Here is a 23,869-nt window from a genome sequence, read left to right as displayed (position 1 = left end):
ACCTATCGGTGCAGGAGACCCGACGCGCGCCCGATTCAACAGCTCTATTCGATACTGTAGTCACTGAGGCTGGGTTCCACCCACGCCGCGTACCCAAGGATCGGGCGCTGCGTAAGCTCTCCTCCCGAATCATCGATCAGGTCTCGGCGCACCCGAGGACCATAGTGGACGAGGTACTTAATTCCTTCAATCAGGACAGATCCACATTCAGTGGATCCAGGAGCGTCGCGATAACTCGATTCACTTAACTCCCATCCCGCCTTGCGAATCTTATCCAACACAACCTGAAATGCCCTCTCGCTGCCTCCGATACCGGGCAGAACCCCTCCAACCCGGGCCAGAATTTCAACCGGATCCACACGGCTCTCGTTAGCCATCTCCACCTCCGAATAGCTGCTCAAGCACGGCTTATCTCGTACTTTGCCAGACTCGGACTTCACCTTCATGCTCCCAGAAGTACGTGAAGGTAGCACCGGTATCCTCCGCCGCGCGATTCATTGCACCCTGGCAACTCGAACAGGGCGGCCGAGTCCCCTGAATCACTACATGGCCATCCAGCGGCGCGGGCCTCTCCATAAAGAATTCATCATCGCGAACGATTTGGAGACCGTAGCTCGGAACACCGCCAGACATTCTCGCTGCGCGGTTCTCGGTATGACTCAGAGTCTCCCCACCCCGACCGATGGCCGCCTCCGATGGGCGTTGCGCTCCACTCCGGATCGAGTAATCGTGGACAATGGTTCCCCTAGAATCCGTTACCGTTACGTCCGCCCAGTGGGTTGTAGATGAAACGGGACAGGAATTCAGGGCACCTAGATCAACGTTATGGACGAGCACCGGCGTGGTGCCGGCTAGCACATAGTACGTGTGGATGTCGGCGACCGTCAGGTCGCGCATGTCCTCTTCGCCGGTGTGGTTCTCCACTGCGACGACGCTGACTTGCTTTCCAGGCCCGCCGCCTCCCATGCCTGCGCCGGTGCCATCACCCTCCAGCTTCTGGTCGTCGTGCGCGAGCAACTGGTGACCGACGGTCAGCTCAGCCGCGTCAACCCAGGTGGCATCGGTGACGTCCCAGAACGGATGATGCTGCGTGGTCTTCAGTTCGGTCGTCTTGCCCGACTCGTCGTCCTTGACGGTGACGTTGGTCAGGTCCCGGTCTTGGTTGTGGTGCAGGGCGGTTACTGGCTTCGGCTCGGTTCGTTTCGCTTCGGGGTCGGTAGCTGCAACCTTATCGCCCAGATCGATGTCCTTGATCGCCTTGCTGGAACCATCAGCCATCAGGACCCGGGTGTCCGGATCGAAGCTGTGAGGCGTCGGGCATCTGCTGGTGGATCCGCCGGACGAGGGCTCCCGCTCCTCCCCGCGGGAGCGGGGCCGGGCGGCAGGATTCGGCTCATCCCCGCCGTGCAGGTTCCTGCCGCGCCCCAGGGATGGCAGCTTGGACCCGATGCCTGGCACCCGGCTGGCCGCACCGCCGAGCAGCTTGGTGGCACCGCCGGTGAACTTGCTCATGCCGGCCGACAGGGCACCGTCCAGGCCGCCCTCGATCATGGTGCCGGCCAGCCCTCTCCAGGAGAACTCTTCGTCGCCGCGGGCGACGTCCACGATGTAGCCGGCGCCGGAGGAGGCGGCTCCGGCGACCGCACCGGCCAGAATCAGGCAACCGACGCCGGTGGCGCACAGCGCGCCTACCGCGACCGTGGCGGCGATGGCCACCGCGGCGGTGGCGACGAACTTCCACGGGTCCTTCTTGATCGCAGCGACCGTGGACTTGGCGCTCGTTACGGCTTGCTTGACGGCCTTCTTAGCGGCTGTCGTCACGCATTTGGAGGCGCCCTTGGCCAGGCAGCTCTTTGTAGCGTGATAGGCGTCGACAACCTTTTGGGCCTTCTTCTTCGCCCACCGTTTGGTGGTTTCCCATGCGAAGTGGGAGGCCCGCTTCATCTTGTGGCCGAGCTTTTTCGCGCCCCGTTTGACGTCCTTCCACGCCTTGCCGGATGCCACGTAGTGGTAGGTGTTGACCGCCGCGTGGTAGTTGCTAACGGCCGTGTTGTAGGTGTACGTCGCGACTGCTTGCACGGCCGCGACCGGGTGGGTCACGACGTTGACCACGGACTTCCAGCTGGGCCAGCCCCAGTGACCGGTGGGGTCGGTGGTGGTCAGCGGGTTTCCGTCGCCGTACTGGAATCGGTTGGCGTTGATCGAGTCCGGGGTGGGGTCGTTGTTCGCGGTGTCGCGGATGTCGAACTGTCCCGTGTCGGGGTTATACCAGCGGGCCAGCATGTTGATCCGGCCTGTGGTCGTGTCGGTCCACTCGGACTGGTATCCGAGGTTGCCGAGCAGTCCGGAGGTCGCGATGACGGCCCCGAGTGGGTCGTAGGTTCGCGAGCCGCTCAGCGTCGTGCCGGTGGCCGTGAATTGCCCGACTACGTCGTCGTGCTGATCGGTCCAGGCGTATACCGAGTTCGCTCCGTTGCCGGCGCCCTCGGCCAGCAGTTCTCCGCCCGGGCCTCGCGTGTACGTAGTGCCCGTGTCCTGGGCGAGGTCGTTGCCGAGCCCGCTGTATCGGAAGCTGGGCTGCCTTGCTCGGCCCAGCGCGTCGTACGAATAGGTACTGGTACCAGTCTGCGCCTGCTGGGAGAGCACCTGCCCGAACGCATCTGAGACTGTGGTGAGTACACCCGTCCCGGACGAGGTCTGCTTGAGGGTGCCCCGCGCGGTGTAGGCGTACGTCACGCCGCCGCTGCCGGTCAGGAGCTGGTTGCGGGCGTCGTAGGTGTAGGTCTTCGAGCCGGCTTGGGTGCGATTACCGGCACCGTCGTAGGCGTAGCCAAGGGTGGTGGTGCCGTTGTTCCACGACGTCAGCCGGTCGGCCAGGTCGTAGGTATAGGTGTTCGAGCCGGAGCCGGCGAAGCCGGTGGTCACCTTCGACGTCTCGTTGCCGTTGTTGTCGTAGCCGTAGGTGATGGAGCCGAGAGTGGTGGTGCCTGCCGCGTTTTTGAGCGTGTCGGTCTTCAGGCGGTGAAGGTAGTCGTAGCCCAGCGTCCGGACGTTGCCCGAGCCGTAGGTCACGGAGGCGACTTGTGACATGGGGTTGTAGCCGACGGTCAGGTTGACGCCGGTGGTGGTGTTCGCGGCGGTGCGCAATCGGCCGGCGCCGTCATAGCCGAAGGTGGTGGCGCCGGCTGCGTCGGTCCGCGAGCTGAGGTTGCCGTCCCGGTTGTACGCGAAGGAGACGCTCTCCTGTGGGCCGCTGATGGACAGGGGCAGCCCTCGGTCGTCGTAGGTGATGGTGTTGGTTCCGGAGGGCACCGACAGCGAGGTGACTCGGCCGGCGTCGTCGTAGCCGAAGCTGCGGCTCTCGGTCGCTGCCTCAGCGCCGGTGCCGGTCTGCCCGGTCAACCGGCCAAGGTCGTCGTAGTCGTTGTGTACGCGTACCGCGCCCGGCGCCAGCTGGTCGGTCACCCGTCCCGCCGCGTCGTAGGCCACGCTGAATGTGCGGTCGGTCAGGTCCGGGTATGCCGCGGTGGTCGGCTCGATCCGGGACTCTGGCCTGCTCCAGGAGTTGTACGTAGTCCAGAAGCTGACGGCACGACCATCGGTGAATCGGGTGCGGTTGCCGGCCGCGTCGTAGCCGAAGGAGGTCTGGAGCGAGGTGGTGGCCGTGGTCGGCTGGTTCTCGCCGGTCATCCGGCCCATCGCGTCGTACGTGAACGTGGTGGTGGTGTTGCGGGCGTCCGTGGTCGATGTGAGGTTGCCGTTGTCGTCGTAGCCGGCCGACTGGGTGATCAGAACCGCGTTGGCGGGGTCGAGTTGCTGTGCTCGGGTTTGCCGGCCAGCGGCGTCGTAGGTGAGGACCTGCTTGGTGGAGTCTGGGTTGGTGGTCTTGGCTACCCGGCCGAGGCCGTCGTGGTCCATCAGGGTGGTGTTGTTCGCCCCGTCCTTGACGCTGATCGTCTCGCCGACGGAGTTGTAACCGTAGGAGGTGGCGACGCCCTCGGGTGTGGTGACTTTCTGCAGCCACGGTCCGGTGCCGTACGCGCCGGTGCCGTAGTCGTAGGTGGTGGTGTTGGTGACCGGGGTCGGCTGGCGCACCACGTCGCTGCTGGTCAGCGTGCGGCCGAGCATGTCGTAGGTGGCAGTGGTCTTCGCGCCGGTCGCATCGACGGACTCGAGCAGGTCACCCACTTTGTCGTAGGCCGCGGTCGCGAATTGGCCGGTCGGCCCGGTCACCTTCGTGGCGTTGCCGAGCGCGTCGTACTCGAAGGTGGTGGTCTTGTTTAGCGGGTCGGTGCTGGCGGAGACCTGACCGAGCTTGTCGTAAGTGGTGGTGGTGTGGGCACCCAGGATCGGGGTGCCGCCGCCAGGAGGGGTGTAGTCCGGCATGATCATTTGGTATGGGCGGCCCAGCGCGTCGACCCGGCTCTGGGTGACGTTGCCGTTGGCGTCCTGCACCTCGACCTGCTCGCCGAAGGCGTTGTAGCCGATCCGGCTCACCGGGCGGGCGTTGACGGTCGCCGCCCCGAACGACTCCGTGGTGACCGTCGGAGCGACGGTCTGTACGGCGTGGTCGGCCTCGTCGTAGTCGTAGTTGGTGACGTTGTTCAACGGGTCCTGGACGGCGGTGGTGAGACCGCGCTTGTCCACGGTGTTCACGGTGGTCAGCTCGTTGGTCCACAGCGCCGCTGCGGCGCGTCCGTTGCCGCCGTTGTAGAGGGTTGACACCTCGGCGGTGGACAGCGCCCGCTGGTAAACCTGCACGTTGTCGACCGAGCCGACGAAGGTGCTGCCGCCGGTGTTCCATGAGTTGCCGCCGATGGTCAGCCCTGTGGCGGAGGCGAACGGCGTCGGGTTGGTCACCGAGGTGCCGGCGACGTTGTTGACGTAGAGCGACATCCGTTTGGTGGCGGCGTCGAAGACGGCCACCATGTGTACCCAGGTGTTGGCGGCGACAGCGGTCGCTGACGTCGCCGAGTAGGTGGTCGAGGGTGTCGCCGAGTCCGTGGCGGGTGCGCTGAACGCCCATTTGGCGAGGCTGCTGTTGTACTGGAGGGAGAACGCGGCGTTGTTGGTGCCGCCCTGGCCGAGCGCAGTCTGCGTAGCGGTGAGGTTGCCGGCCTTCACCCAGGCCGATACCGAGTAGGACCCGGTCGTGTCGAGCACCTTGTTCGGGGTCTGCATGTTCCCTGCGGTGGTGAACGTCGCCGCGCCGCCGCTGGTGGACACCGTTGAGGCGGTGAACTCCATGTCGTTGTGCGACGGGGAGGAGTCGTAGCTGACGAATGGCCGGGCGCCGAGGAAGCCTGCGTTGTCGTCGTAGCTGGTTTCGTCGAGCTTCCACCAGCCGACCGGGCCGCTGTCGGCGGTCTTGCCGATGCTGCTGGACGTGGGTCGGCCCATCGGGTCGTATCCGGTGCGGGTGGTGGTCAGCACCGACCGTTTCGCGCCGGACAGGGTGCGGGTCGCGGTGACGTGGTCGTCGCCGTCGTACAGGTATGTGCTGGTGCGGTCGACTCCGTCGGGGCTGACGGTCGACGAGACCAGGCGACTTGCGGGGTCGTACAGGTAGCTGGTGGTGGTGGCGCCGTTGTTCTCCTTCTTGACGGCCAGGTTGCCGGCCTGGTCGTAGGTGTTTTCCTCCAGGACCTGGGTGGTGACGCCGTCTGTCCGGCTGACCTTCTTCAGCTTGCCGTCGCTGTAGTAGTCGTACTTGGTGGTCCAGTTCATCGCGTCGGTCTCGGACGCCAGGTCTCCGTTGGCGTAGTAGGCCCGGGACATGAGCTGGGTGGTGCTGCCGTCCTTGCCGGTGAGGGTGGCGGTGAGGATCTGACCCTCGCCGTCGTAGGTGCTGCGGAGCTGACGCAGGACGTCAGCGGCGGGGCAGGGTGCGGACGGTACGGGGTCGCTGTCGCAGGTCGTCTCGGTGACCTGGTTGCCGTAGGCGTCGTAGTCCTGCAGCGTGACGGTGCCGACGGGGTCGATGACCTTCACCAGCCGACCGTGTTCGTCGTAGCTGTTGGTCACGGTCCGGTCGGCGTCGCCGCCGGTGAGGTCTTGCTGGGTGCGGGTGAGTACGTTGCCGTCGGCGTCGAAGGTGTCGACGGTGTGCAGCGTGTGCACCGCGCCGGTCACTCGGTTCGTTACCGGCGGCTCAGTGGACTCGGTGACCTGACCGTCGGCGTCGTAGTGGAACGTTGTGACTAGCCCGGCTGGGTAGGTGTCGGAGATGACCTTGCGGGTGATCGCACGTCCGAGACCGTCGTACGTGAACTCGGTGATCAGTCCGGAGGCGTCGGTGATCCGTACGGCATCGCCGGCGGAGTTGTAGTCGGTCCGCTGGACCGCGCCTGCGGCCGAGGTGGTGGTAGCCGGCAGTCCCGGCGGGGTGACACCGCCACCCTGGGCGGCGGTGGTAGCCGTCGTGTAGGTCATCGACACGGTGCGGCCGGCAGGGAAGTCGGCCACCGGCGGCGACACCATGGAGGTGCGGTTGCCGGCGGTGTCGTAGGTGAATTTCGTACGGTAGCGCTCGTCTTTGTCGTTGCGTGAGCGCGGGTCGCGGATGTCGGTGATCTGGTCGTTGCGGGCGTCCGGCGTGAGCTGGATGGTCGTCGCGTCCGGCCAGTAGCTGTAGTACGTGGTGTCGCACTCGCTGAGTTCGTCGTTGTGCGGTCGCGCGCAGGTGGTCGAGCGGATCGTGTTGCCCCGCACGTCCTTGCCGGATTCGGTGAGCTGGCCCAGCGGGTCGTATTCGACGGAGGCGAAGCCGCCCACGTCGTAGCCGTAGCTGGTGGTGTTGCCCAGCACATCGGTGTCGGCGATCAGCCGGTTGCCGTTGACCAGGTCGAAGTACCGGGTGGCGACCTTGCCGCCCGGGTCAGTGACGGTGACCTTGGAGACCGGGGTCAGGGTCGGGCCGGTGGTGTCGGCCGTGGGGGACCCCACCGCCTTCGACGCCTCGTAGTGAGCGTTGACCTGGGCAGCGGTGAGCAGCTTGTCGTAGAACGCGAACTCGGCGATGTCACCGGTGAAGTAACTGGTCGAGCCGGACGACCCGGCCAGGCCCGAGGTGTAGCCGGCGCCGATATAGGCCGGCTTTGCACCGCCCTGAGAGGTTTGGGTCGTGCTCGCGACGAGCTTGTTGTCCAGGTAGAGCGCCTGAGCATAGGGCCAACTCTTGCCCAGCACGACGTGGTGCCACTTGCCGTCGTTGACCTTGGTGGTGCCGGAGGTCATCGTGATGGCAGCGCCAGTCTGTTCCAGGCCCCCGCGCAGGATGCCGTCTGAACCGACGTACAGCGCGGGCACGTTCGACGAGCTGGTGGGCGTGCTGTTAACGCTGTACAGCACGCCGCTCCTCGCGGTGCCGGCCGGGATGCGGAACCACATCTCCACCGAGGCCGGGTTGTCCGTGGTGCCCACCGCAGCGGTCCCGGTACCACTGACATACGACGAGGTGCCGTTGAACACCGCGCCGAAGCGGTCGGGGAACGGGCTCGTGGTGTTCGGTTGCGTGGTGTCGAACGTGACGTTGTGGTACTGCATGGAGCCGCCGGCGACCTCGTTGACCGCGTCGGCCGGGGCGTCGATGTCGCCGAGCCGGAAGTAGTCGCGCGGGCGGGTACCGAGGACGGCGGAGACGTAGCCCTGGCTGGACGAGATGCCCTGCGGTACACCGATCTGCCAGGTGCCGCCGTTCTCGTCGGTGATCTGGCCGACCCGGCCGGAGACCGGGGCGTAGGTCACCTGCGCCTGGACGCGGCCGGCTTCGCTGGTGATCTGTGACAGTGAGGGGGCTGCGGTCCGTCCGCTGTTCCACATCGCGGTGACGGTGTCCGCGGTCACCGTCTTGTTGAACATTGCCACCTCGGCGATCGACCCGTTGAAGAACGAGGCGGTGCCGGTGGTGTTCGGTTGGGCGGGCCAACCGCCGCCGAGGAAGCCGGCGCCGACGTAGACATTCGGGATGCCGGTGAAGTTCATGTTGATGGTGCCGGTCAGGGTGCCGGCGACCGCGCCGTCGAGGTATAAGGTCTGGTTGCCGCCGCTACCGGCCAGCACCACGTGGTGCCATCGGTCATCGGTGACGACGGTGCTGGAGGCCATCGCCGACGTGGGGTTCACGAAGTACTCGCCGCGCAGTTTGCCGTCGGTGCCGACGTAGAGGGCCGGCACGTACGCCTTAGCCGTCGTGGCGCCCGGCGCGACCGCATCGTCTGAGTAGCCCAGCAGCACTCCGCCGGCTGTGCTGGTCTTGAACCACAGGCTCATCGACTGGTACGACGCCTCGGTGACCAACTTTTGCCGGAGCTGCATGCTGGAGCTGGTGCCGTTAAAGGTGGCCGCTGTCGCCGCCGAGCTGGCCAATGGGCCGGACGTGCCGAGGGTGATGTTGTTGTAGGTGGCGTTGTCGGCGCCGTCGTTGGAGAGGACCGCGCTCATCGCGCTGGTTGCACCAGCCGGTTCGGTCAACCGCCAGTACGAGTACGGACCGGCGTTGAGGGTGGTCGCCTCGTACTGCGATGCATTGGTGTACTCGTACCGGGTGCAGTCGGTGGTCGTGCCGGGGGGACATACCCTGGTCAGCAGGTCCTTGTCATACCCGTAGTTCCACGTCAGACGAGTGGTGGAATCGCCTGGGGTGACAGGGTCGGTGGTGACCGTCGCCACGTGGGGGTCGGCGGCGCCGGTGGGGGTGGACCAGGTCACGGCCAGGGTTCGCCCCGATGAGGCTGACGTGATCAGGTCGATCAGTCCGTTGGTGTCGTAGCGCAGGTTCTCGGCGCGGCCGGACGCGTCCGCGATCCGGGTGAGCCGGTAGACGCCCCCGCCGACCGACCGGGTGAACTCGTAGGCTGTGGCGTCCTTGTCGGTCAGCGAGTATCCGCCGGTCATCGGCTTGAATACGGAGAAGCGGCCGGACGGCGGTGTGAATGTGCCGTCGGTGTTGCGGCCGAACGCGATCTCCTCCCCCGAGGGGTACCGCACCGCGACGGTCTGCACCGTGCCGGTCGGGTCAGGCTCCTCCCGCACCTGCATGTCGAGCAGCGACGACCAACCCTGGCCGAACGCGCTGTCGGCCCGAACGTCCCGGCTGTTGTAGTCACGGCTGATCGACAGCGCGGGACCGGCGGTGGCGACCTCGGCGTCGCTGTCCGAGGTGGTGTAGTTGCCGGTGCTCGCCTCGTAACCCTTACCGCCGTTCTGCGCTAGATCCGCGCTGATCATCGGCTGCGGAACCGCGGTGGTGAAGGCGTATGCCACCGGCGAGGCCGGACCGGTGGTGGACCAGTCGTTGACCTGCACCGTGTAGGTGTAGGTCTTGCCCCAGGCCAGCACGCCCGCTGGCACCTTCCAGACCCCGGTCGTCACCCAGCCGGAGGTCGCGACCTGGGTGCCCGCGGAATCCTTGACCACGAACGTGTAGCGCAAACCCTTATTCGGCCAGGCGTCGGAGTCGTGACCGCTCGCGGCCAGCTCCGGAGTGAGCGTGCCGACGGTGTAGTTGTCCGCCGGGTAGCGCACGTCGACCTGCGGGGCGACGTTGTCGGTGTAGGTGACGTCGATGAACGGCGTACAGGAGATCGTGCCGTAGGTGGCGTGCGTGCAGTTCAGCGGCGAGTCCGCCGAGGTGAAGCGCTTCCACGCCGCGGTGTCTGTCTCACTGGCCTGGATTGCCAGCCCGTAGGTGCCACCGCCGGTCACCCACTCGTTGACCTCGCTGACGGTCAACGGCACCGACACCCACGTACCCACGTTTCGGGTCTTGGCGCTGTTTCCGCACGCGGCCGTACTGGAGGGCGAAGCATTGCCGATGGAGCCCGACAGTGAAGGGAACGTGTTGAACTTGACGCTGGAGGCCCACCAGTTCTGCGTCACCCGATAGACGTCGAAACGGCGGGCGACGCAAACCCCGTTGCCGATTCCCTGGTAGCTCATGAACACGTTCAGGTCGGCCGCGCTGAGCTTCTTGCCCGCGTACGTAGTACCGAAGGTGGAGAACGGCAGCAGGGCCCGCGCCTTGCCGGTGGCGGTCCCGTTGAACGTGCCGGCGGCCACGTTGTCCTCGGTGTAGCGCTGGCTTTCCGTGACGTCCGACTGCACGTAGGTGTCGCCGGTTGCCGTCTTGATCGTCCCGGTGGACGGATCCAGCAGCACCGGGAACTTCCGCTTCGGATCGCGCAACCAAGCACCGTCGACGGTGACCTTCAGCGCCTGCCCGGCCCCGTACGGGACGAGGTCGTATCGCACGGCGTGCGAAATGGCGCCGACGCCGGAGGCGTCGACGCTGGCGTCCTCGAGGTAGCCGACCGGCATCCGGGCGGCCTCCGAACCGTCCGGCCCGACGAACACGGCGTTGCCGTCCTCGTCGATGCGGGCGGTCAGCCCGCGCAGATGCAGCGGGTAGACGTACTCGGTAGGCGCCTGCGCCGAGCGCAGGACCAGGCTCTCCTTGATGTCGGTGCCGGCCGCTGCGAGCCGGACGTCCACATCGGGCAGGACCCGCTCGTAGGTGAGTTCGGTGCCGTCGACCCGGGTGGTGCCCAGAGTCGCACCGGCCAGGTCATAGCCGAGGCTGCGGTCGCTATCGAGCGCTACATCAACCAGGGGCTGCCCGGTCGTACCGGTGGCGGCGAAGGTGACGCCGAGCGGGTGGGCCTTGACGGTGAAGCGGCCGTCGGGTCGCTGAACGATCGTCGAGTCGATGGCGTGCCAGGTGCCGTCGGTGTCACGCCAGTTGACCGGCCGTTGGTAGACGCGCCGGGTGACTGAGCCATCAGCATTCTGGAAGACGTCGGTGGTGGCGGTGGAGGCCGGCATCAACCGCTTACTGGTGCGGACGTTGTAGCCCTGCCGGCCGGGTCCGGTCGTCCGCACCTGAGAGGTCGGCCGGTGCGGCTGGAAGCGGGCGAGTTCGCCCTTGGCCCGTTCTCCGCTCGGTCGGGCGCGGACCCGAGCCGCCGGCACGTAGTGCCCGCCGGACGCCTTACCAGACTTCTGCTGCGGGGTGGACGGCTCAGCGCCCCAGGACGCACGCAGCGACCACACGCTGGTCAACCAGCTAAGCGGCCAGCCACTACCAACGGTGGGCGGCATCGATTGACGGGGCGCGGCTGTGAGGAGCGCCAGCACCACCACCAGCACAGTGGCCAGGCGACGGACGCCGGACCGGGCCGAACTCTGCCCGGTCGCCCCACGACGCGCGGCATGAACACGCTGACCGCCCATGGCAGCCCTCCCCGTTGGTGATCAAACCCGCGAGAAGCTTCCTGGACGTTCGCTGAAAAAGCAATATTTAAATTTATGAGATCACTCGGCGGCAGCCGCAGTCACTTGCCGCTCCACCCCGGACGTCACGACGGCGGCCGTGCCAGCCGGCACGGCAGGCACGGCCGGGTCCGGCGACACACCGACGACGAGGAAACGGGAATCGGCGAACCGTCGGTAGCCCGCGACCAGGGCCGCGATCGGCGCGGCACCTACTGCCACCACCAGACGGCAGTGCTGCACTCCGAGAGTGTTGAAGAACCCTTGAGCGTTCTCCGCCGTCTGCTCCCCTACCACCGACAGGTACTGCACCTTGATCGATGTAGCCAGCGACGCGCGTTGCATACCCGCCCAACTGGCTGCGGCGTCAGGGCCCGACAGCCCTCGCTGGTCGGTCAGGAGGCAAGCCGTGAATGCCCGGTAATGCCGCTCTCGCGGCGGGGCGGGCTCAGGCCACGACAGCCAGATCAGCACCGCAGCCGCCAGCAGCCCCGCCGCGCAAGCCGTGAACAGCCGCCATCGCCTACGCACCACGACCACCGCGAGACCCCTTTCACGCCGGGACGGACACCCGGCGGGAGCAAGATACGGCGCTCGCTGCCATGACGGCCAGCCGGCCGGTTGAGGAAGTCTCGGCATCGCTGTGACGGCAGGCCGGCGGGCGGCGGGCAAGCCGGCAGCGTTGACGGGTTGGAGACATCACCGCCCAGCTGTTAGCCATCGACCATGCACCGACCGCGCAGCTACGCCTCCAGGCCGCCGAATCCCCAGCATCTGGCTGCGGAGATCAGCCGTCTTCTCGCCCAAAGTGCGAGCTGAGGTCCCCCAGCAGCTAGGAGGCCTTACGGGGCCCGCTGGAAGCCTGCCGAGGTATTCGGGGTCCAGGCTCCCTGTAATTCACTCCTCCTATGCGTATCGACTACTGTGGCAGCGCTGCACTGGCCCGCGCGACCTTCCTTGAGAACGAGGGGAATTGAACCCACAACAACTTCTTGTCGAGCCCTCTTCAGGACTTGTCATTGGTTGTCAAAACCCCTTGTTACCCTTCGTGTCCGAGTCCAACTTGTCGTTCATTGCCAGAAAAGTGGGCGTTGAGCTGCACAGACACAACCAGCCACTGGGCGCACCTTGTCACTGATTGTCACCCGTCGGCGGGGGTTTTCGGGGGCGTAAACGGGGGGACGATTTCCTGTCGGCTGCCGTCGTCAGCCCCCTGGCCACCGGGTCGCCGGCCGCATCCGCCACGGCCGCGTGCTGGTGGCGGTCTCCCACCCGGCCGCGATCGGCGCCCAGCCGCGCGCGGTGGCCCATGCTGCTGGCCATCAAGTGGCCTATCTGCCCGGCCTGGCGATGGCTGCATCGCCGAACTGCATCCGGGCACCGCGAGGACCGACGCTCGGGACGCCTATTTCATAGCTGGTGCCGCCCCTGCGCCGCTGGTCAGAGCGGAAACTCTCGCGCTGAAGACAACTCGACGAGGTTCGCTTGCGCGGTGCGGGTGTAAGGATGTTCGGTGCCGAGCACGCGGCGGTAGTCGGCCAACACGGCGATGATGAGCCTACGCGCTCGGCGTCGGCGCCCGCAGACAGCGAGCGCCAGCGCAAGATTGCGTCGCGCGTTCAACGACGCCGGGTGGTCAGTACCCAACACCCGTTCCCGGTCTGCCACGACTTGTTCGAACAGCCTCAGGGCCTCCCTCCGATGCCCCGCTGCCAGCAGCGCTCGAGCGAGGAATAGTCGGAGGCGTATGGTCCGTGGGTTGTCGCGAGGCATCACCCGCTTTGACCGCCGAAGGACAGACCGAAGCATCACTATTGCTTCCCTGTGGCGGCCCGCAGCTGAGTAGGCCACTGCCCGGTACTGCGGCCACCAGGCAAACCCGGTGTCCTCGGGCTTGTCCTGTAGCAATGTGGCATTCATCTCGTGCAGCTCTATGGCTTCCTCAGCCCGCCCCGTCCGAACGTAGATGCGGGCTAGCTCACCGCGAGCGTTGATCGTTGACGGATGATCGAGCCCGAACGCCCGGGTGTTCTCCTGCAGATTCTCCTCGAACAGAGGGACCGCGGTGGCCAGCCGGCCGACCGACCGGTACGTGCTGGCAAGGTTGATCCTCGCACCCATCGTGACCGGCGCGTCAGGACCGCATACTCGCAGGCTCTCCTCCAAGTTGAACTGGTGGATCTCCAGGGCACGGTCAAGGTGTCCAGCGCACTCACAGCAGTAGCCCAGGCGGTTGCGGGCCCGGACCGTGCTGGGATGGTCCGGACCGACCCGGCGGACGCAATCAGCGAGAGCCCGCTCGGCGAACGGGACCGCCTCGGCTTCCCGCTCCGCTTCGAGATACGCACCGATGAGACAACTGCGCGCCTCGACGGTCGATGCATGGTCAGCCGGTAGCTCGGCCTGGTGGTCCGCGAGCACAGCTAGGCCGGTCGCGACCGCCTTGGCGAACTCACCCATATCGGATAGCCGCTGCACGCTCCACCGCCGCAGGCTGAGCAGGTCACGCAGAAGCTCGTCTACTGACCCGGCGACCACGCGAGCCTGGGCCCACAGCTCAGTGATGTGGTCGATGACGTCGATACCAGGTGCCGGTTCAGAATTTGTGACAGCGTTGAGAATCGCCACGGCCTGCGAGGCCACGGGTTGGAGCCGGCCCTCGCGGTGTAACCGCTGGACGGCCACCTGGCGGGTGAGCCGGTGCATTGCCACCACCGCACCATTAACGTCAAACCCCACCAGGGAAGCGTTAGCCAACGCGCCTAGGGCGGCGTCCACATCCGCTCGCTCTGCCGGCAGTTGGTGCAGCAGGGTGCGGGACACGCCAACTTCTGACAGCACGGCCATAAGATCAATAATCTGGGCCACCAGGCTCCCGGAGCCGCCGTTCTCAGCTTCCGCGATCGACCGCAGCGTCGTCTGCTCGAGACTGAATGGATATCCCTCTCCTGGAACCCGTGGAAGCGAAGACCCCAACGGCATGAAGGGGAAGCCGTCCAGGTACTCCGCGAATGACAGCCGGCGCCCGCGGATCACCGCGCCCGCTTGGGCGAGCGCGAGCGGCAGCTGTCCCAACTTACTGGCGACGAGCGCGGCGCCAGTAAGATCGTCGCGCCCTGCGCGGGCGCAGAGGAAGGCCGCTGCTTGCTCCGGCGTGAACACGTCAACCCGAAGCTCAGCACCGAGCACGGCGAATTCGTGCATCGTCGTCGTGATGACAACCTCGACGTTGCCTCTCTGGGGCAGCCACGGCGTGACGACATCCGGGGCGACGGCGTTGTCCAGCACGATCAGCGCCGGCGCGCGCAACTGCTCAAGCCAGCGCAGGGCGGCCTTCGCCGCCGGCTCCGTGTCCACAACATCGTCAGTCACCCCGGCCTGCTTGGCCACCTCCGCCAGCGCGGTGACTACCGCAGCGGCATCATCGGCAACGATCCACACCAGGCAGGCATAATTCTGCGCCAGCCGATCGCGCGCATACGTAGCCGCGAGGTGCGTCTTGCCGACCCCACGTCCGCCCACCAGCGAGCACAGCTTGCCCGACGCAGCGGTCCGTTCGAGGCTGGCCAACAACCCCTCGCGGCGAATGTGCGCCAGCGGCTCACGCGGGATGTCACCGATAACGAGTTGCGCGCCGGGGCCCGACCGGCTTGGCTGCTGGGTGAGGGCCGACGCCCGCGGCGTCCGCCGCAGTTGCAGGTATGCGACCACGACACCGACCGTGGTCAGACATGCGCCAACCACTCCGACCGCCGCCTCCGCATCCATGGCCTCACGCAACCACAGTTCACGACTCTGCGGTACAACTCATCCAGGCATCCCGGAACCAGGGCTACCCGTACGGCGGTGAACAGGGCGGACTCCAGAGCAGTGTTTCCCACAGCACAGGGGCCCACGCTGCTTGTGAAGCCGGGATCAACTTCGCGGTGGTCGACCACGACGCGTTGACCGCGACGACCCGCACCGCGCCGTCGCAGCCGTGCCCGCCGGCGGCGTCGCGGTCTACCGCGGATGGCTGCTCCGCAGCGACCGGTACGCCGCCTTCGCCGGAGCCCTCACCGTCCGCGACGTGTCCCTGCGCACCATCCCCGGTTGCAGCATGCCGGTGGGCTACGGGCCGAGGCAGTACTCCGCGACCGGGCGCGTCCGCAGGTTCGCGGGGATCACTCTGCCGATCCACTGGAAGAGACTGAGTTGCATCCCCCGGGGCCTGAGCTGGCAGATCCGGCCACCTGCCAGCTCGCTCGGGGCAACGCTCTCCATCCTGGGTGGATAGCCGGTCGAGGCGACAATCGCGTAGCCGTCGTTGACGCTCACCACGAGCACGGAACGCTTCGGCTTCGCGTCGGTACTTCCGAGGTTCATCCGCGTCAGGCCGTCCGCCACACGTCCGACGGCGATCCGGGACAGGCTGTAGCGCGGCCAACCGGACTCGGCGAGCCCTTCCTCGACGACCAGAGCCGCGAGCACGGTAATCGCGACAATGGCGATGCCTCGGCGATGCCGCACCAGCCGGCGCCGGCCCCAGATCCACCCGAGGCTCGCCAGGAACGCGATGAGCTGTAACAGCAGGTAGTTCAAGGGAACGAAGATCGCGAATCCAGCGGCGAGGCCGGTCGCCGCCCAGTTGGTGGCACGGAGGGTCCAGTCCAGCCAGCCGCGTTGCCGGGCGAGGTAGACGAGCGACGCCGCGCCGGTCGGCAGGAACAGCGGCAGCAGCAGCGCCGTAAGGCCGAGCGGGTTTCCCTCCTGCACGATTGAACGGAGGAGGACGTGCTGACCGGTCAACGACAGCAGGAGCAGTACCAGCAGCAGCGGAAGCGCCGTCAGCACGGCCGGCATCAGGTCGTCGGCCACGGTCGCCTGATCCGGGGCGTAGCTGACGGTACTGCTGCTGACACTGGTCCTGTTGCTGAGACTGTTGTCGACGTACACGTCGCCGCTGGCGTGGACGTGCATCGTCCTGGGCGCGTCGCCGCCCGCCTGAGCCGTGGATCCGGCCCGGCGTCGCCTGCGCCGGGCCCTGGGAGCTGGCATCTTGCGAAGGTACCGAGCTTCGCCGGGGAGGTTCACGTTGTGTCGTCCATGCGATCGCTGCCGGACGGACGCGCCGGCCAGCGGAACCGAATGATTCGGCGAGAGATTGCTCCGCGGTCGTGTCGATCCCTGGGCCAACCGTTCGACCGTTGCCACCAGCTCCACAGGGCTGTCACGGCACGAGACGTGAACTAGTTGCGGACTGACATTACGGACCGCTACGTGACCGAACGAGGCAAGGACCGCGCACTACGGGGCCGCCCGGATTGCGCGAGCTCCTCAGAATCGGTCCCGGGTTCCCAGAAGGGCGTTGTGCGCGGCGCGGCGCCATGGCGCGAGCTCGGTGTCGATCCCGTCCCAACGGTTGTCGTCGACGCGGAGAGCTCCGTCGAGGCCGGGCAGGGCCTCGACCAGCCTCATACGCTGGTCTTCGCCCGGGTGGGTACTCCACAGGTCGGTGGTGCGCCGGCTGATCTGACGGGCCAGTGGCAGACGAGCAGCCAGCCGTTCCCGGGCTTCAGCGGCCATCGCCTCCAACTGCTCGCCGTCGATACGCGGCGCCAGATGCCACAGGTCCTGCCAGATCCGACCGGCGAGCAGGACCGTCTCGGAGGACTGAAGGAAGGCCGCGCTGCCGGCGACCCGGCGGGCGACGAGATCCGCCCGGTACTCGGCGCGGCGGATGTCGGGCATCGCCGCGCTGTCGACGAGCAGCTGCCCGGTCGCGGCGGCGACATTGGCCAGAGCAACGATTCCGTGCACGATCACTCCGAGGAGAACGACCGTCCCCGTCGTCTGCTCGGCTAACGCGTCGGCCGAGCGAACGGCGCGTCGCCACGGGTTCCGCCCGCCGGTGGCCGCCACCGCCCGGCTGCCGAACGTCCTCGCCAGCACGGTCCTCCGCACCCGAAGCGGATCGCCGTTGGCCAGATGTCCCAGCTCGTGGGCGAGGAGCGAGACCCGGGCCGGCCGCGGCAGCATCACCCACAGGGGAACTCCGATGACGAGGACCGAGCGCTGCCGCCAGCCCAGCTGGGCGACACCGGCGTTCAGGCTCAGATCTGCACAGATCACGTCCGGAACCGGTGTGCCGGCGGCTTCGGCGACCTCCCGCACCAGACGGTGCAGCTGCGGTGCCTCGCGGTCGGTGAGCACACCGTACTTCGGCACCCGCCCGAACGACGGCTTGACCAACAGCAGGACGAGCACAGCGGGGATCGCCAGCGCCAGCCGGATCCCCGGCGGCAGGTCGCTGGCCACGAAGAGCCAGACCAGGTAGCCCACCGCCGCCACCCCCAGCATGGCCAGCACCACGGAGACCACGATCAGCCAGGTCTCGCCCGACGACGTCCCGGCCGGCGGCGCCTCCGGGTCGGCCAGCAGCTGCTCATGCGTCGCCCGGTCGACCTCCAGTCCTCGCCGGAACCCCCACCGGCTGATCATCCGGGTGCCGCGCCACGGGCCCAACGCTGGGTCGTACACATCCAGGTTCCACCGGCACGCAGGACACCAGGGAAGAGCCCCCGCCTCCGGCAGGACCAGGTCGTCGGCACAGACCGGACACCTACTCGGCGTCGTCGTCTTGATCGGCACGAGGGTGGAGTGTAGATCTCAGTGACAGGCGCGCGTACCCCCGGCTGGCGCACCACCGAGCGCGCGCCAGCCGTGGGGATCAGCATCGTTGTCGATGTAACTGACGGGTGGTTACGACGGCAGGACCGGCAGGGGCAATGGATGACTGCGAGGAGCTCCACCGAGGCCATCCGCCGCGCTCTGCCCAATGCGTGCAGGTCACCGACAGATGGCGCCTATGGCACAACCTCCGCGAAGCCGCCCTGAGGGGGTGAAGGCGCACAGCACCTGCTGGGCCGGCGTACTCGACGCACCCATCTATGACGGGCTCCGCGCGCGGACGACCGTGAAACGCTGGCACCAGGTCCATGACCGGCGGGTACTCCCCACACTGCCACGCCCTTCTGCCGAATATGTGGCAGGACGACTGGTGACCGATGGGCAGAGCTGAGATACGCAGGTAGTCCAAAACGACCGCGGCCTGGCCCGGCCAGGCGAGCCGGCCGCCGCTCTCATGGCGTCTGCCCCGACCATGTTGTCCATTGTCGCAGACCAGGTGTACGGCACGCCGCTACAACGTCAAGCCGGCGAGGATGGCCTACTCGCCCCCGCCGCTAGGCACACGGTATGGGCATGGGCTGGGTGGGAGCGGTGGTAGTTCGAGCAGCTGGCGGGTTGCATGGATGGCTTCGATGACGCGCTGCTGCAGAGCATGTGGGTCGTCGGCAAGGTCAGCTAGATGGCTTGCGTGCTGGGCGAGGTCATGGGCCCAGTTCGGGTCCAGATTGCCGACGGTGATGCGCCGGAATGCGTGACGTGCGGCGTCGGGGTCGCCGGCCAGGGCTGCTGCGCTCCCCACGTGGTAGGCCTGCCACCAGGGCGACTCGCTGCGCCCGGTCGCACAGGAGATCAGTTCATGAGCGGTGGCTGCGGGGTCGCGAAACTGGCTGCGCAGTTGCTCGACCCGTTGGGCAGCAACACCGGCAAGCGTGTCCATGTCGCGGGTGAATTGCTCGGCGTTGACGAAGTCAAGAAAGCTTGTCCATCCGGCTTCGCCGATCGGCGGCTGTGCCACGAAGGTGGCGTCATGACGCCAGTAGACGCGGCTACCGTCGTCGAATGACCAGTGGTCGCGTTCGTGCCACAGCCACATCGGGCCGACGTTGAGGTAGGTGCCGTGCGAGCGGGAAGGCTGGAACTCAACGATGACCAGCCACCATCCCCGATCGTCGAGCCAAACGCGTGAAGCGCCTCGCCGATGCAGTCCGAGCGGCTGCAGATGATGCCGTGCCGCCGCTGCGACCAACCGAGTCGTTGCGGCTCTGTCTGGCATCCGAGGAGTATGGCATCGGCCGCCCTGGCAGTAGAAAGGCAATGTCCGCCTCTCCTACCGGCCGTCGTCTTCAGCGGTGGTTTCGGTCTACGAACGTTGCACCGGGCGATGGTCTCGGTGGTGGTGGGGCCTAGGTGAGGAGCTGGTTGCCGTCGGTGACGCGGTACGAGACATCGCTTAGCCACGCGCGGCCCGTCCGGCGAAGCGTGGGTTCGCTCCTGACGAACCGTGACCTAGGTGGGAAGAAGTGCGAGTAAGCTACCGACCTCGCCCTGCCAGCTTCGTTAGCGTGGCACGGCGGCGTACTCAGCCGTGAGGTATGAGCGGTAGCTGATCACCGCAGGGGTCGTCACATTCAGGCTCCCCGCCGTGGTGGTCAGCATCTCCTCGTATCCCAGCAGGGCACCGGAGCGCGGGTCAACGATCACAGTATGTTTGGCCGGCAGGCCGTGAGCGTCGGTCGTGATTGAGAAGGCTTCCCCGATGCGTCCAGCACGGTCGGTGACGGTTCCGGTGACCGTCATGCCCGGAAGGTCCGCGAGCAGTCTCAGCGTCGCAGCGCGCTGAGCGGGGTTCAGCAACCGCATGCCAGCGAGCTGGGCGATGTCCTCCAGGTACTGCACCGGTGCCTGATTAGCGGACGTGCCCGCTTCCAGCCAGCCGCGCAACACGGCGGCATCCGCCGGAACCGCACCCCGAAACCTGCTGAAGAATCCGCCAGCCGGATAGTCGTGCACTTCCTCCGACGATGTGACACGGCCACCCCACTTCTGCCACTGCCTGCGGTCAGCGTCCGAACGGAAGACCGGAGACAAATCCCTCTTGATCATGCGGCCGGCGTCGTCATCGGTCCGCCAGGACTGCCACTGTTGAGGCACCACAGCAGAGACCGTCCGGCCGCCTGAGGTCGAGAAGTTCAGGAACCAGTTCACCGACTCTAAGTGCTCCACCGTGCCCGCCGGCCGAGGTGGCATGGTCTGCGCCGCTGCCACGGCAGCCAGGCTCCGAAGCCGGATGCCGGCTGGTTCCGCGCTCGCCGGCGAACCGAAGCTGAGGATCGCCGGGGTGACCGCGTACGCAGGCCGCGGCCGACGGGACATCTCGGTCGCAACCCCACCGCTGACCGCCGCCACGACCAACACGCCGGCCGCGGCCAACACGGAACGACGACGTGGAACTGCCCCTCGCGCCGCGCCTCCCCCACGATCGCTGGCGAGAATCCGAGCCAGATCCTGTTCACGACGACCGTCCTCGGCTGGCCCAGCGTTCTGGGCCGGGTCCAAGCCACCCAACAACTGGCGCACCTCATCCACGGCCCGCATGCCTCACACCCCCACTCGACAACGACGGCGCCACACTCGGCGTCCGCCCCGCCTCGTCGCTCGCCGCGCCGAGCTGCGCTCGTAACCGACGGCGGGCTCGCATCAGCCTCATCGCGAACGTCGTCCGCGACTGGCCCAGCACGGCCGCCGCCTCGACAAGGGTCAACCGCTCCCACGCCACCAGCCGCAGGATCTCCCGATCACCCACAGGCAACCGGTGGAACGCCACCGCGACGTCACGCTGGCTTGCCACCCCGTCCGCATGATCCACCACGACCACCTGACCCGGCTCCGACGCCACCCGCAGCGTCAACTCCTGCCACCGCCGACGGCCCCGGGACTCGTTGGCAAGCACCAAACGCGCCACGCCGTACAGCCACGGCAACGCCGACCCGTCCGGCACATCACCCAAGCGTCGCCACGCCACAAGGAAAACCTCGGCGACAACATCACCAACGTCAGACGCGATGACCCGCCGAGCGACGTACCGCCACACGTCACCGTGATGACGCTCGTACAGCCCGGTGAATTGCTCCTTCGCAGAGTCCATCGCACCTCCAACGTGCTTATGTCCGGCACCGGACCGAACGTCACACTCCCGGGACGAAAGGACCGCCCCCGCCGGCCCTGCCTCGCCCCTGGGCGTGAGGCGACTCGCCCTCGCCGCGGAGCAGGTATGTGGTGAAGTTGCCGGCGCGACTCACTCATGCGCAGGACTAGGCGGTCCTCGTCCACGCGCCCGTTCCGCTGCCGCTGCCGGCTACGCCTGGGGCTGTGGAGTTCGATTTGGTGGTGCCGCCGTCGCGGCGCCTTCAGGTCGCCGTGAAGCAGTTCTCGCTAGGCCTGGTCCGCTCCGGTGTGAGGGTGACGTTCTCGGCCGACACCGATGCCATCCATCTCCTGACCGTCGGTGTCCGCCTCAAGTCGATGTGCTCACATCTCTGGCGTGGCCCGTACCGTCGGTGGAATGTTGACTCGCCTCAGCTTCCACGCGACCGAGGTGGCGTGATGGATTTCGTGGAGTTCATGATCGACGGTCCACTCGCCGTCGACCGCGACGACATCGAAGATGAGCTCAACCGTGCTCTCCTCGGACGTGGCGAGGTCACCGGCGCCGGAACGAGCGAGAGTGGCTCTCTTCTCGACGTCGACGTCCGTGCGACAGCGGACAGGCGGGCCGTCCTGGACGCCATCTTCGGAGTACTCGCCGCCTTGGAGGTAGGCGACTCCGTGCGGGTCCGGCCTGGCGATGAGCAGACCTGGCTCCGTCCGAGCGAGTGGGAGCCCTCATGACCACTTCCCCGAACGCTGATCGGGAGAGGATTCGTCATGCGCCGGTACCAAGCGGTGGATCGCATGTCCGCCGACCGCATCACCGCCAAAGCCATCTCACCAATGAGGGCCGCTCAGCCGCCGACTTGTGCCCGCGCCCCCGGGCACCGGCGTTGGGACGACGCCCGCTGTTCACGCTGCCAACCAATGATCGGTTGCGCACCCGACCTCGACGCTCCACCAGCCCTCCGCCTCGCCTCGTCGCAGAGTCGCCTTGGCCTCGAGGAGATTCGCGCTCGCGGGGACGGTGAAGGCAACGAGAGGCAGGTCCGCGCTGAACGTCTCGCCGCCGAGACCGAAGGGTGCCAGGCGGTCGTAGACGGCTTTGGCGCTCGGTCCGAGCGGGCCACGGGGATTCGGCAGAAGTCTCACCGTGCAGTTGCCCGACGGCTGGACCCGTTCGGTTGCCCAGGGAAGTCCGTCAGGGCCGAGGGCGAAGCGGACGACATCTCCCTCGGGCACGCCGTCCTGAAGGAACGGAACGTTGCAGATGCGAGCCGTGTCGGGACCGACAGCGAGACCCCACAAGCCCTCAGTGTCGTAGGGAAGCCACCCCTCCCGCGGAACGAGCCTGAACCAGACTTTGATCAGCTGGTCTCCGGCAGGAAGGTCCCGGTCGGGTGCAGGCATGGCCGCCATCTTCCCCTGCTGTGCCTGAAACTTCCGGCTCATCTCGTCTCCCCGTCGATGCTGTGCGGACGGTCGACCGCATACATCACCTGGCGCGCGCCGAACTCGTCGAAGGTGTCGACCCGGACCATGCCGAGGGCTTCCAGGAGATGGACGGATCGACGGTTCGCCTCCTGCGTGACGGCGACCAGCCGGGTTGCGTCCGGGAACCGGTCGAAGGCCAGACCGACGGCCGCCGCACACCCCTCTCGGGCGTAGCCCCGTCCCCACCACTCCGGCAGGAATGCGTACGAGAGTTCCAGGTCTCCCGTCCGGTACCGGCCCAGGCGGCACCAGCCGACGATCTCCCCGGACCTCTTCGTCACCATCAGGCTGCCCGTGTGGTCACCCACCCGCCGTTCGGCCACCACCTCGTCAGGCACCGGGCCGCCGAGGTAGCGGCGCATCACCGGGTCCTGCCACATCCGCTCAAGCACCGCCAGGTCGTGTGACCGGACCTCCCGTAGTACGAGGCGTTCCGTACTGGCCAACGCCTCGTCCGACTCGGTATTCATCGTGTCATCCTCCACAGGTCCCTCGCTCATTCGACGGTGCGGACGCGGGTTACATCGATCCTCAAGGGCCGGATAAGCCAGAGACAACGTCAGGTCGAAGGCGGACCATGTACCGGTGCTACACAAGGATGCGCTCAGCCGCCTTCAGGACGCCGCCGTCCTCTGGAGCGTCGGAGAGGCCACCCCTGCGGACGTGGTAAAGGCGGCCTGTGACTGTCTTGTAGCAGGCGTGGACGGTCCGTCTCTTCGGATCCTGGCCGGCATCTCCTCGGCGCCGGGCAGCGACAGTGACGAACTGCGCCGTTGGCTTGGAGACGCTCTCTCGGAGCTCTCGCTGACCTACTACCGGGAGGGCAGTCGAGCGGGCGAGGACGAAGCCGTCCGAATCATGGCCCGCCGGCTGCTCGCCCAGGCCATCACGCCCCGCGACCTCACGTCCTGGGCTTATCTCCGCATCACCAGGGAGGGCACTCCCCTGGCAGACGAACTCATCAACCTCGACAACACATACGAGTATGTCGAGGCCGTCATCTACGACGGGCAGGAATATCCGACCGCGGCGGCTGCGAAGATCGACACGGACGTAGTCGCCGAGGCGCGACGCCTGGTCGGTGACACAAAAGCTGGAATCGCCTGAAGCAAGCACGGTCACCCGGAAGGCCCGCACTGGAGTCGGCGGAGTAGGGGCAGCGGCACGATCTCCCCCCTACGAGGGAGGAGAAACCCTCGTTGTCCGGGAGGCGTGAGGTACCAGATCGCTGGCATGCTCGCCGCCATGGCCAATCCTGACCCTCCACATGTGTCCTCAGGTGCGACCCAGA

Annotated in this window: 12 protein-coding genes and 2 pseudogenes; 4 read left to right on the top strand and 10 right to left on the bottom strand. The window is 67.0% G+C overall.

Annotated features, from left to right (window positions below; translation table 11 throughout):
- Nucleotides 1–408: 408 nt before the first annotated feature.
- Together ABUL08_RS05165 and ABUL08_RS05160 are read right to left on the bottom strand one after the other, a co-directional pair.
- On the bottom strand, nt 409–11,145 hold the full coding sequence (locus tag ABUL08_RS05165; protein ID WP_350935002.1) for a LamG-like jellyroll fold domain-containing protein: 10,737 nt from the start codon (nt 11,143–11,145) through the stop codon (nt 409–411).
- Between the two features lie 165 nt (nt 11,146–11,310).
- Nucleotides 11,311–11,808, bottom strand: coding sequence for a hypothetical protein (locus ABUL08_RS05160; RefSeq protein ID WP_350935001.1), 498 nt, complete (start codon nt 11,806–11,808; stop codon nt 11,311–11,313).
- A 699-nt stretch (nt 11,809–12,507) separates the two neighbouring features.
- Between ABUL08_RS05160 and ABUL08_RS05155 the strand changes: the two are divergent.
- Nucleotides 12,508–12,695: pseudogene (locus ABUL08_RS05155) on the top strand (IS110 family transposase); the annotation flags it as partial.
- 13 nt (nt 12,696–12,708) lie between these two features.
- Here ABUL08_RS05155 and fxsT read toward each other — a convergent pair.
- The 3 genes from fxsT to ABUL08_RS05140 form a co-directional block, all read right to left on the bottom strand.
- Nucleotides 12,709–15,036, bottom strand: a complete 2,328-nt coding sequence (gene fxsT, locus ABUL08_RS05150; protein WP_350934999.1) for an FxSxx-COOH system tetratricopeptide repeat protein — start codon at nt 15,034–15,036, stop codon at nt 12,709–12,711.
- 342 nt (nt 15,037–15,378) lie between these two features.
- Complete coding sequence (locus ABUL08_RS05145; RefSeq protein ID WP_350934997.1) at nt 15,379–16,305, bottom strand: hypothetical protein; 927 nt, start codon at nt 16,303–16,305, stop codon at nt 15,379–15,381.
- Between the two features lie 279 nt (nt 16,306–16,584).
- Nucleotides 16,585–17,898, bottom strand: a complete 1,314-nt coding sequence (locus tag ABUL08_RS05140) for a M48 family metallopeptidase (protein ID WP_350934995.1) — start codon at nt 17,896–17,898, stop codon at nt 16,585–16,587.
- 93 nt (nt 17,899–17,991) lie between these two features.
- On the opposite strand from ABUL08_RS05140, the pseudogene ABUL08_RS05135 reads away from it, so the two are divergent.
- Nucleotides 17,992–18,247 (top strand): annotated as a pseudogene (locus tag ABUL08_RS05135) (ISL3 family transposase); the annotation flags it as partial.
- Between the two features lie 228 nt (nt 18,248–18,475).
- Here ABUL08_RS05135 and ABUL08_RS05130 read toward each other — a convergent pair.
- From ABUL08_RS05130 to ABUL08_RS05120, 3 genes are all read right to left on the bottom strand, one after another.
- The gene (locus ABUL08_RS05130; protein ID WP_350934992.1) at nt 18,476–19,210 is read right to left on the bottom strand and encodes a hypothetical protein; all 735 of its coding nucleotides are present in this window, start codon (nt 19,208–19,210) and stop codon (nt 18,476–18,478) included.
- Nucleotides 19,211–19,494: 284 nt separating this feature from the next.
- Complete coding sequence (locus ABUL08_RS05125) at nt 19,495–20,532, bottom strand: CU044_5270 family protein (RefSeq protein WP_350934990.1); 1,038 nt, start codon at nt 20,530–20,532, stop codon at nt 19,495–19,497.
- Complete coding sequence (locus ABUL08_RS05120; protein ID WP_350934989.1) at nt 20,516–21,082, bottom strand: RNA polymerase sigma factor; 567 nt, start codon at nt 21,080–21,082, stop codon at nt 20,516–20,518. The genes ABUL08_RS05125 and ABUL08_RS05120 overlap by 17 nt, the downstream gene beginning before the upstream one ends.
- Before the next feature lie 224 nt (nt 21,083–21,306).
- Here ABUL08_RS05120 and ABUL08_RS05115 point away from each other — a divergent pair, with 224 nt between their 5' ends.
- On the top strand, nt 21,307–21,825 hold the full coding sequence (locus ABUL08_RS05115; protein ID WP_350934986.1) for a hypothetical protein: 519 nt from the start codon (nt 21,307–21,309) through the stop codon (nt 21,823–21,825).
- A gap of 171 nt (nt 21,826–21,996) precedes the next feature.
- On the opposite strand, the gene ABUL08_RS05110 is transcribed toward ABUL08_RS05115, so the two are convergent.
- Together ABUL08_RS05110 and ABUL08_RS05105 are read right to left on the bottom strand one after the other, a co-directional pair.
- A complete protein-coding gene (locus tag ABUL08_RS05110) occupies nt 21,997–22,536 on the bottom strand; it encodes a DUF4265 domain-containing protein (RefSeq protein ID WP_350934985.1) in 540 nt (179 codons plus the stop codon).
- Nucleotides 22,533–23,048, bottom strand: coding sequence for a GNAT family N-acetyltransferase (locus ABUL08_RS05105; protein ID WP_350934983.1), 516 nt, complete (start codon nt 23,046–23,048; stop codon nt 22,533–22,535). The genes ABUL08_RS05110 and ABUL08_RS05105 overlap by 4 nt, the downstream gene beginning before the upstream one ends.
- A 115-nt stretch (nt 23,049–23,163) precedes the next feature.
- Between ABUL08_RS05105 and ABUL08_RS05100 the strand changes: the two genes are divergently transcribed.
- Nucleotides 23,164–23,685: a hypothetical protein gene (locus ABUL08_RS05100; protein ID WP_350934982.1), complete on the top strand. Its 522-nt coding sequence runs from the start codon at nt 23,164–23,166 to the stop codon at nt 23,683–23,685.
- Nucleotides 23,686–23,869: the final 184 nt, after the last annotated feature.

Origin of the sequence: Micromonospora sp. CCTCC AA 2012012, from assembly GCF_040499845.1 — a bacterium.
GTDB classification, from domain to species: Bacteria; Actinomycetota; Actinomycetes; order Mycobacteriales; family Micromonosporaceae; genus Micromonospora; species Micromonospora mangrovi.
This window is presented reverse-complemented; position numbering and strand designations above follow the sequence as displayed.

What these genes read in the sequence shown, in the direction of transcription:
- fxsT (WP_350934999.1), bottom strand. Translation starts at nt 15,036, where the DNA reads ATGGATGCGGAGGCGGCGGTCGGAGTGGTTGGCGCATGTCTGACCACG.
- ABUL08_RS05145 (WP_350934997.1), bottom strand. Translation starts at nt 16,305, where the DNA reads ATGCCAGCTCCCAGGGCCCGGCGCAGGCGACGCCGGGCCGGATCCACG.
- ABUL08_RS05130 (WP_350934992.1), bottom strand. Translation starts at nt 19,210, where the DNA reads ATGCCAGACAGAGCCGCAACGACTCGGTTGGTCGCAGCGGCGGCACGG.
- ABUL08_RS05125 (WP_350934990.1), bottom strand. Translation starts at nt 20,532, where the DNA reads ATGCGGGCCGTGGATGAGGTGCGCCAGTTGTTGGGTGGCTTGGACCCG.
- ABUL08_RS05120 (WP_350934989.1), bottom strand. Translation starts at nt 21,082, where the DNA reads ATGGACTCTGCGAAGGAGCAATTCACCGGGCTGTACGAGCGTCATCAC.
- ABUL08_RS05110 (WP_350934985.1), bottom strand. Translation starts at nt 22,536, where the DNA reads ATGAGCCGGAAGTTTCAGGCACAGCAGGGGAAGATGGCGGCCATGCCT.
- ABUL08_RS05105 (WP_350934983.1), bottom strand. Translation starts at nt 23,048, where the DNA reads ATGAATACCGAGTCGGACGAGGCGTTGGCCAGTACGGAACGCCTCGTA.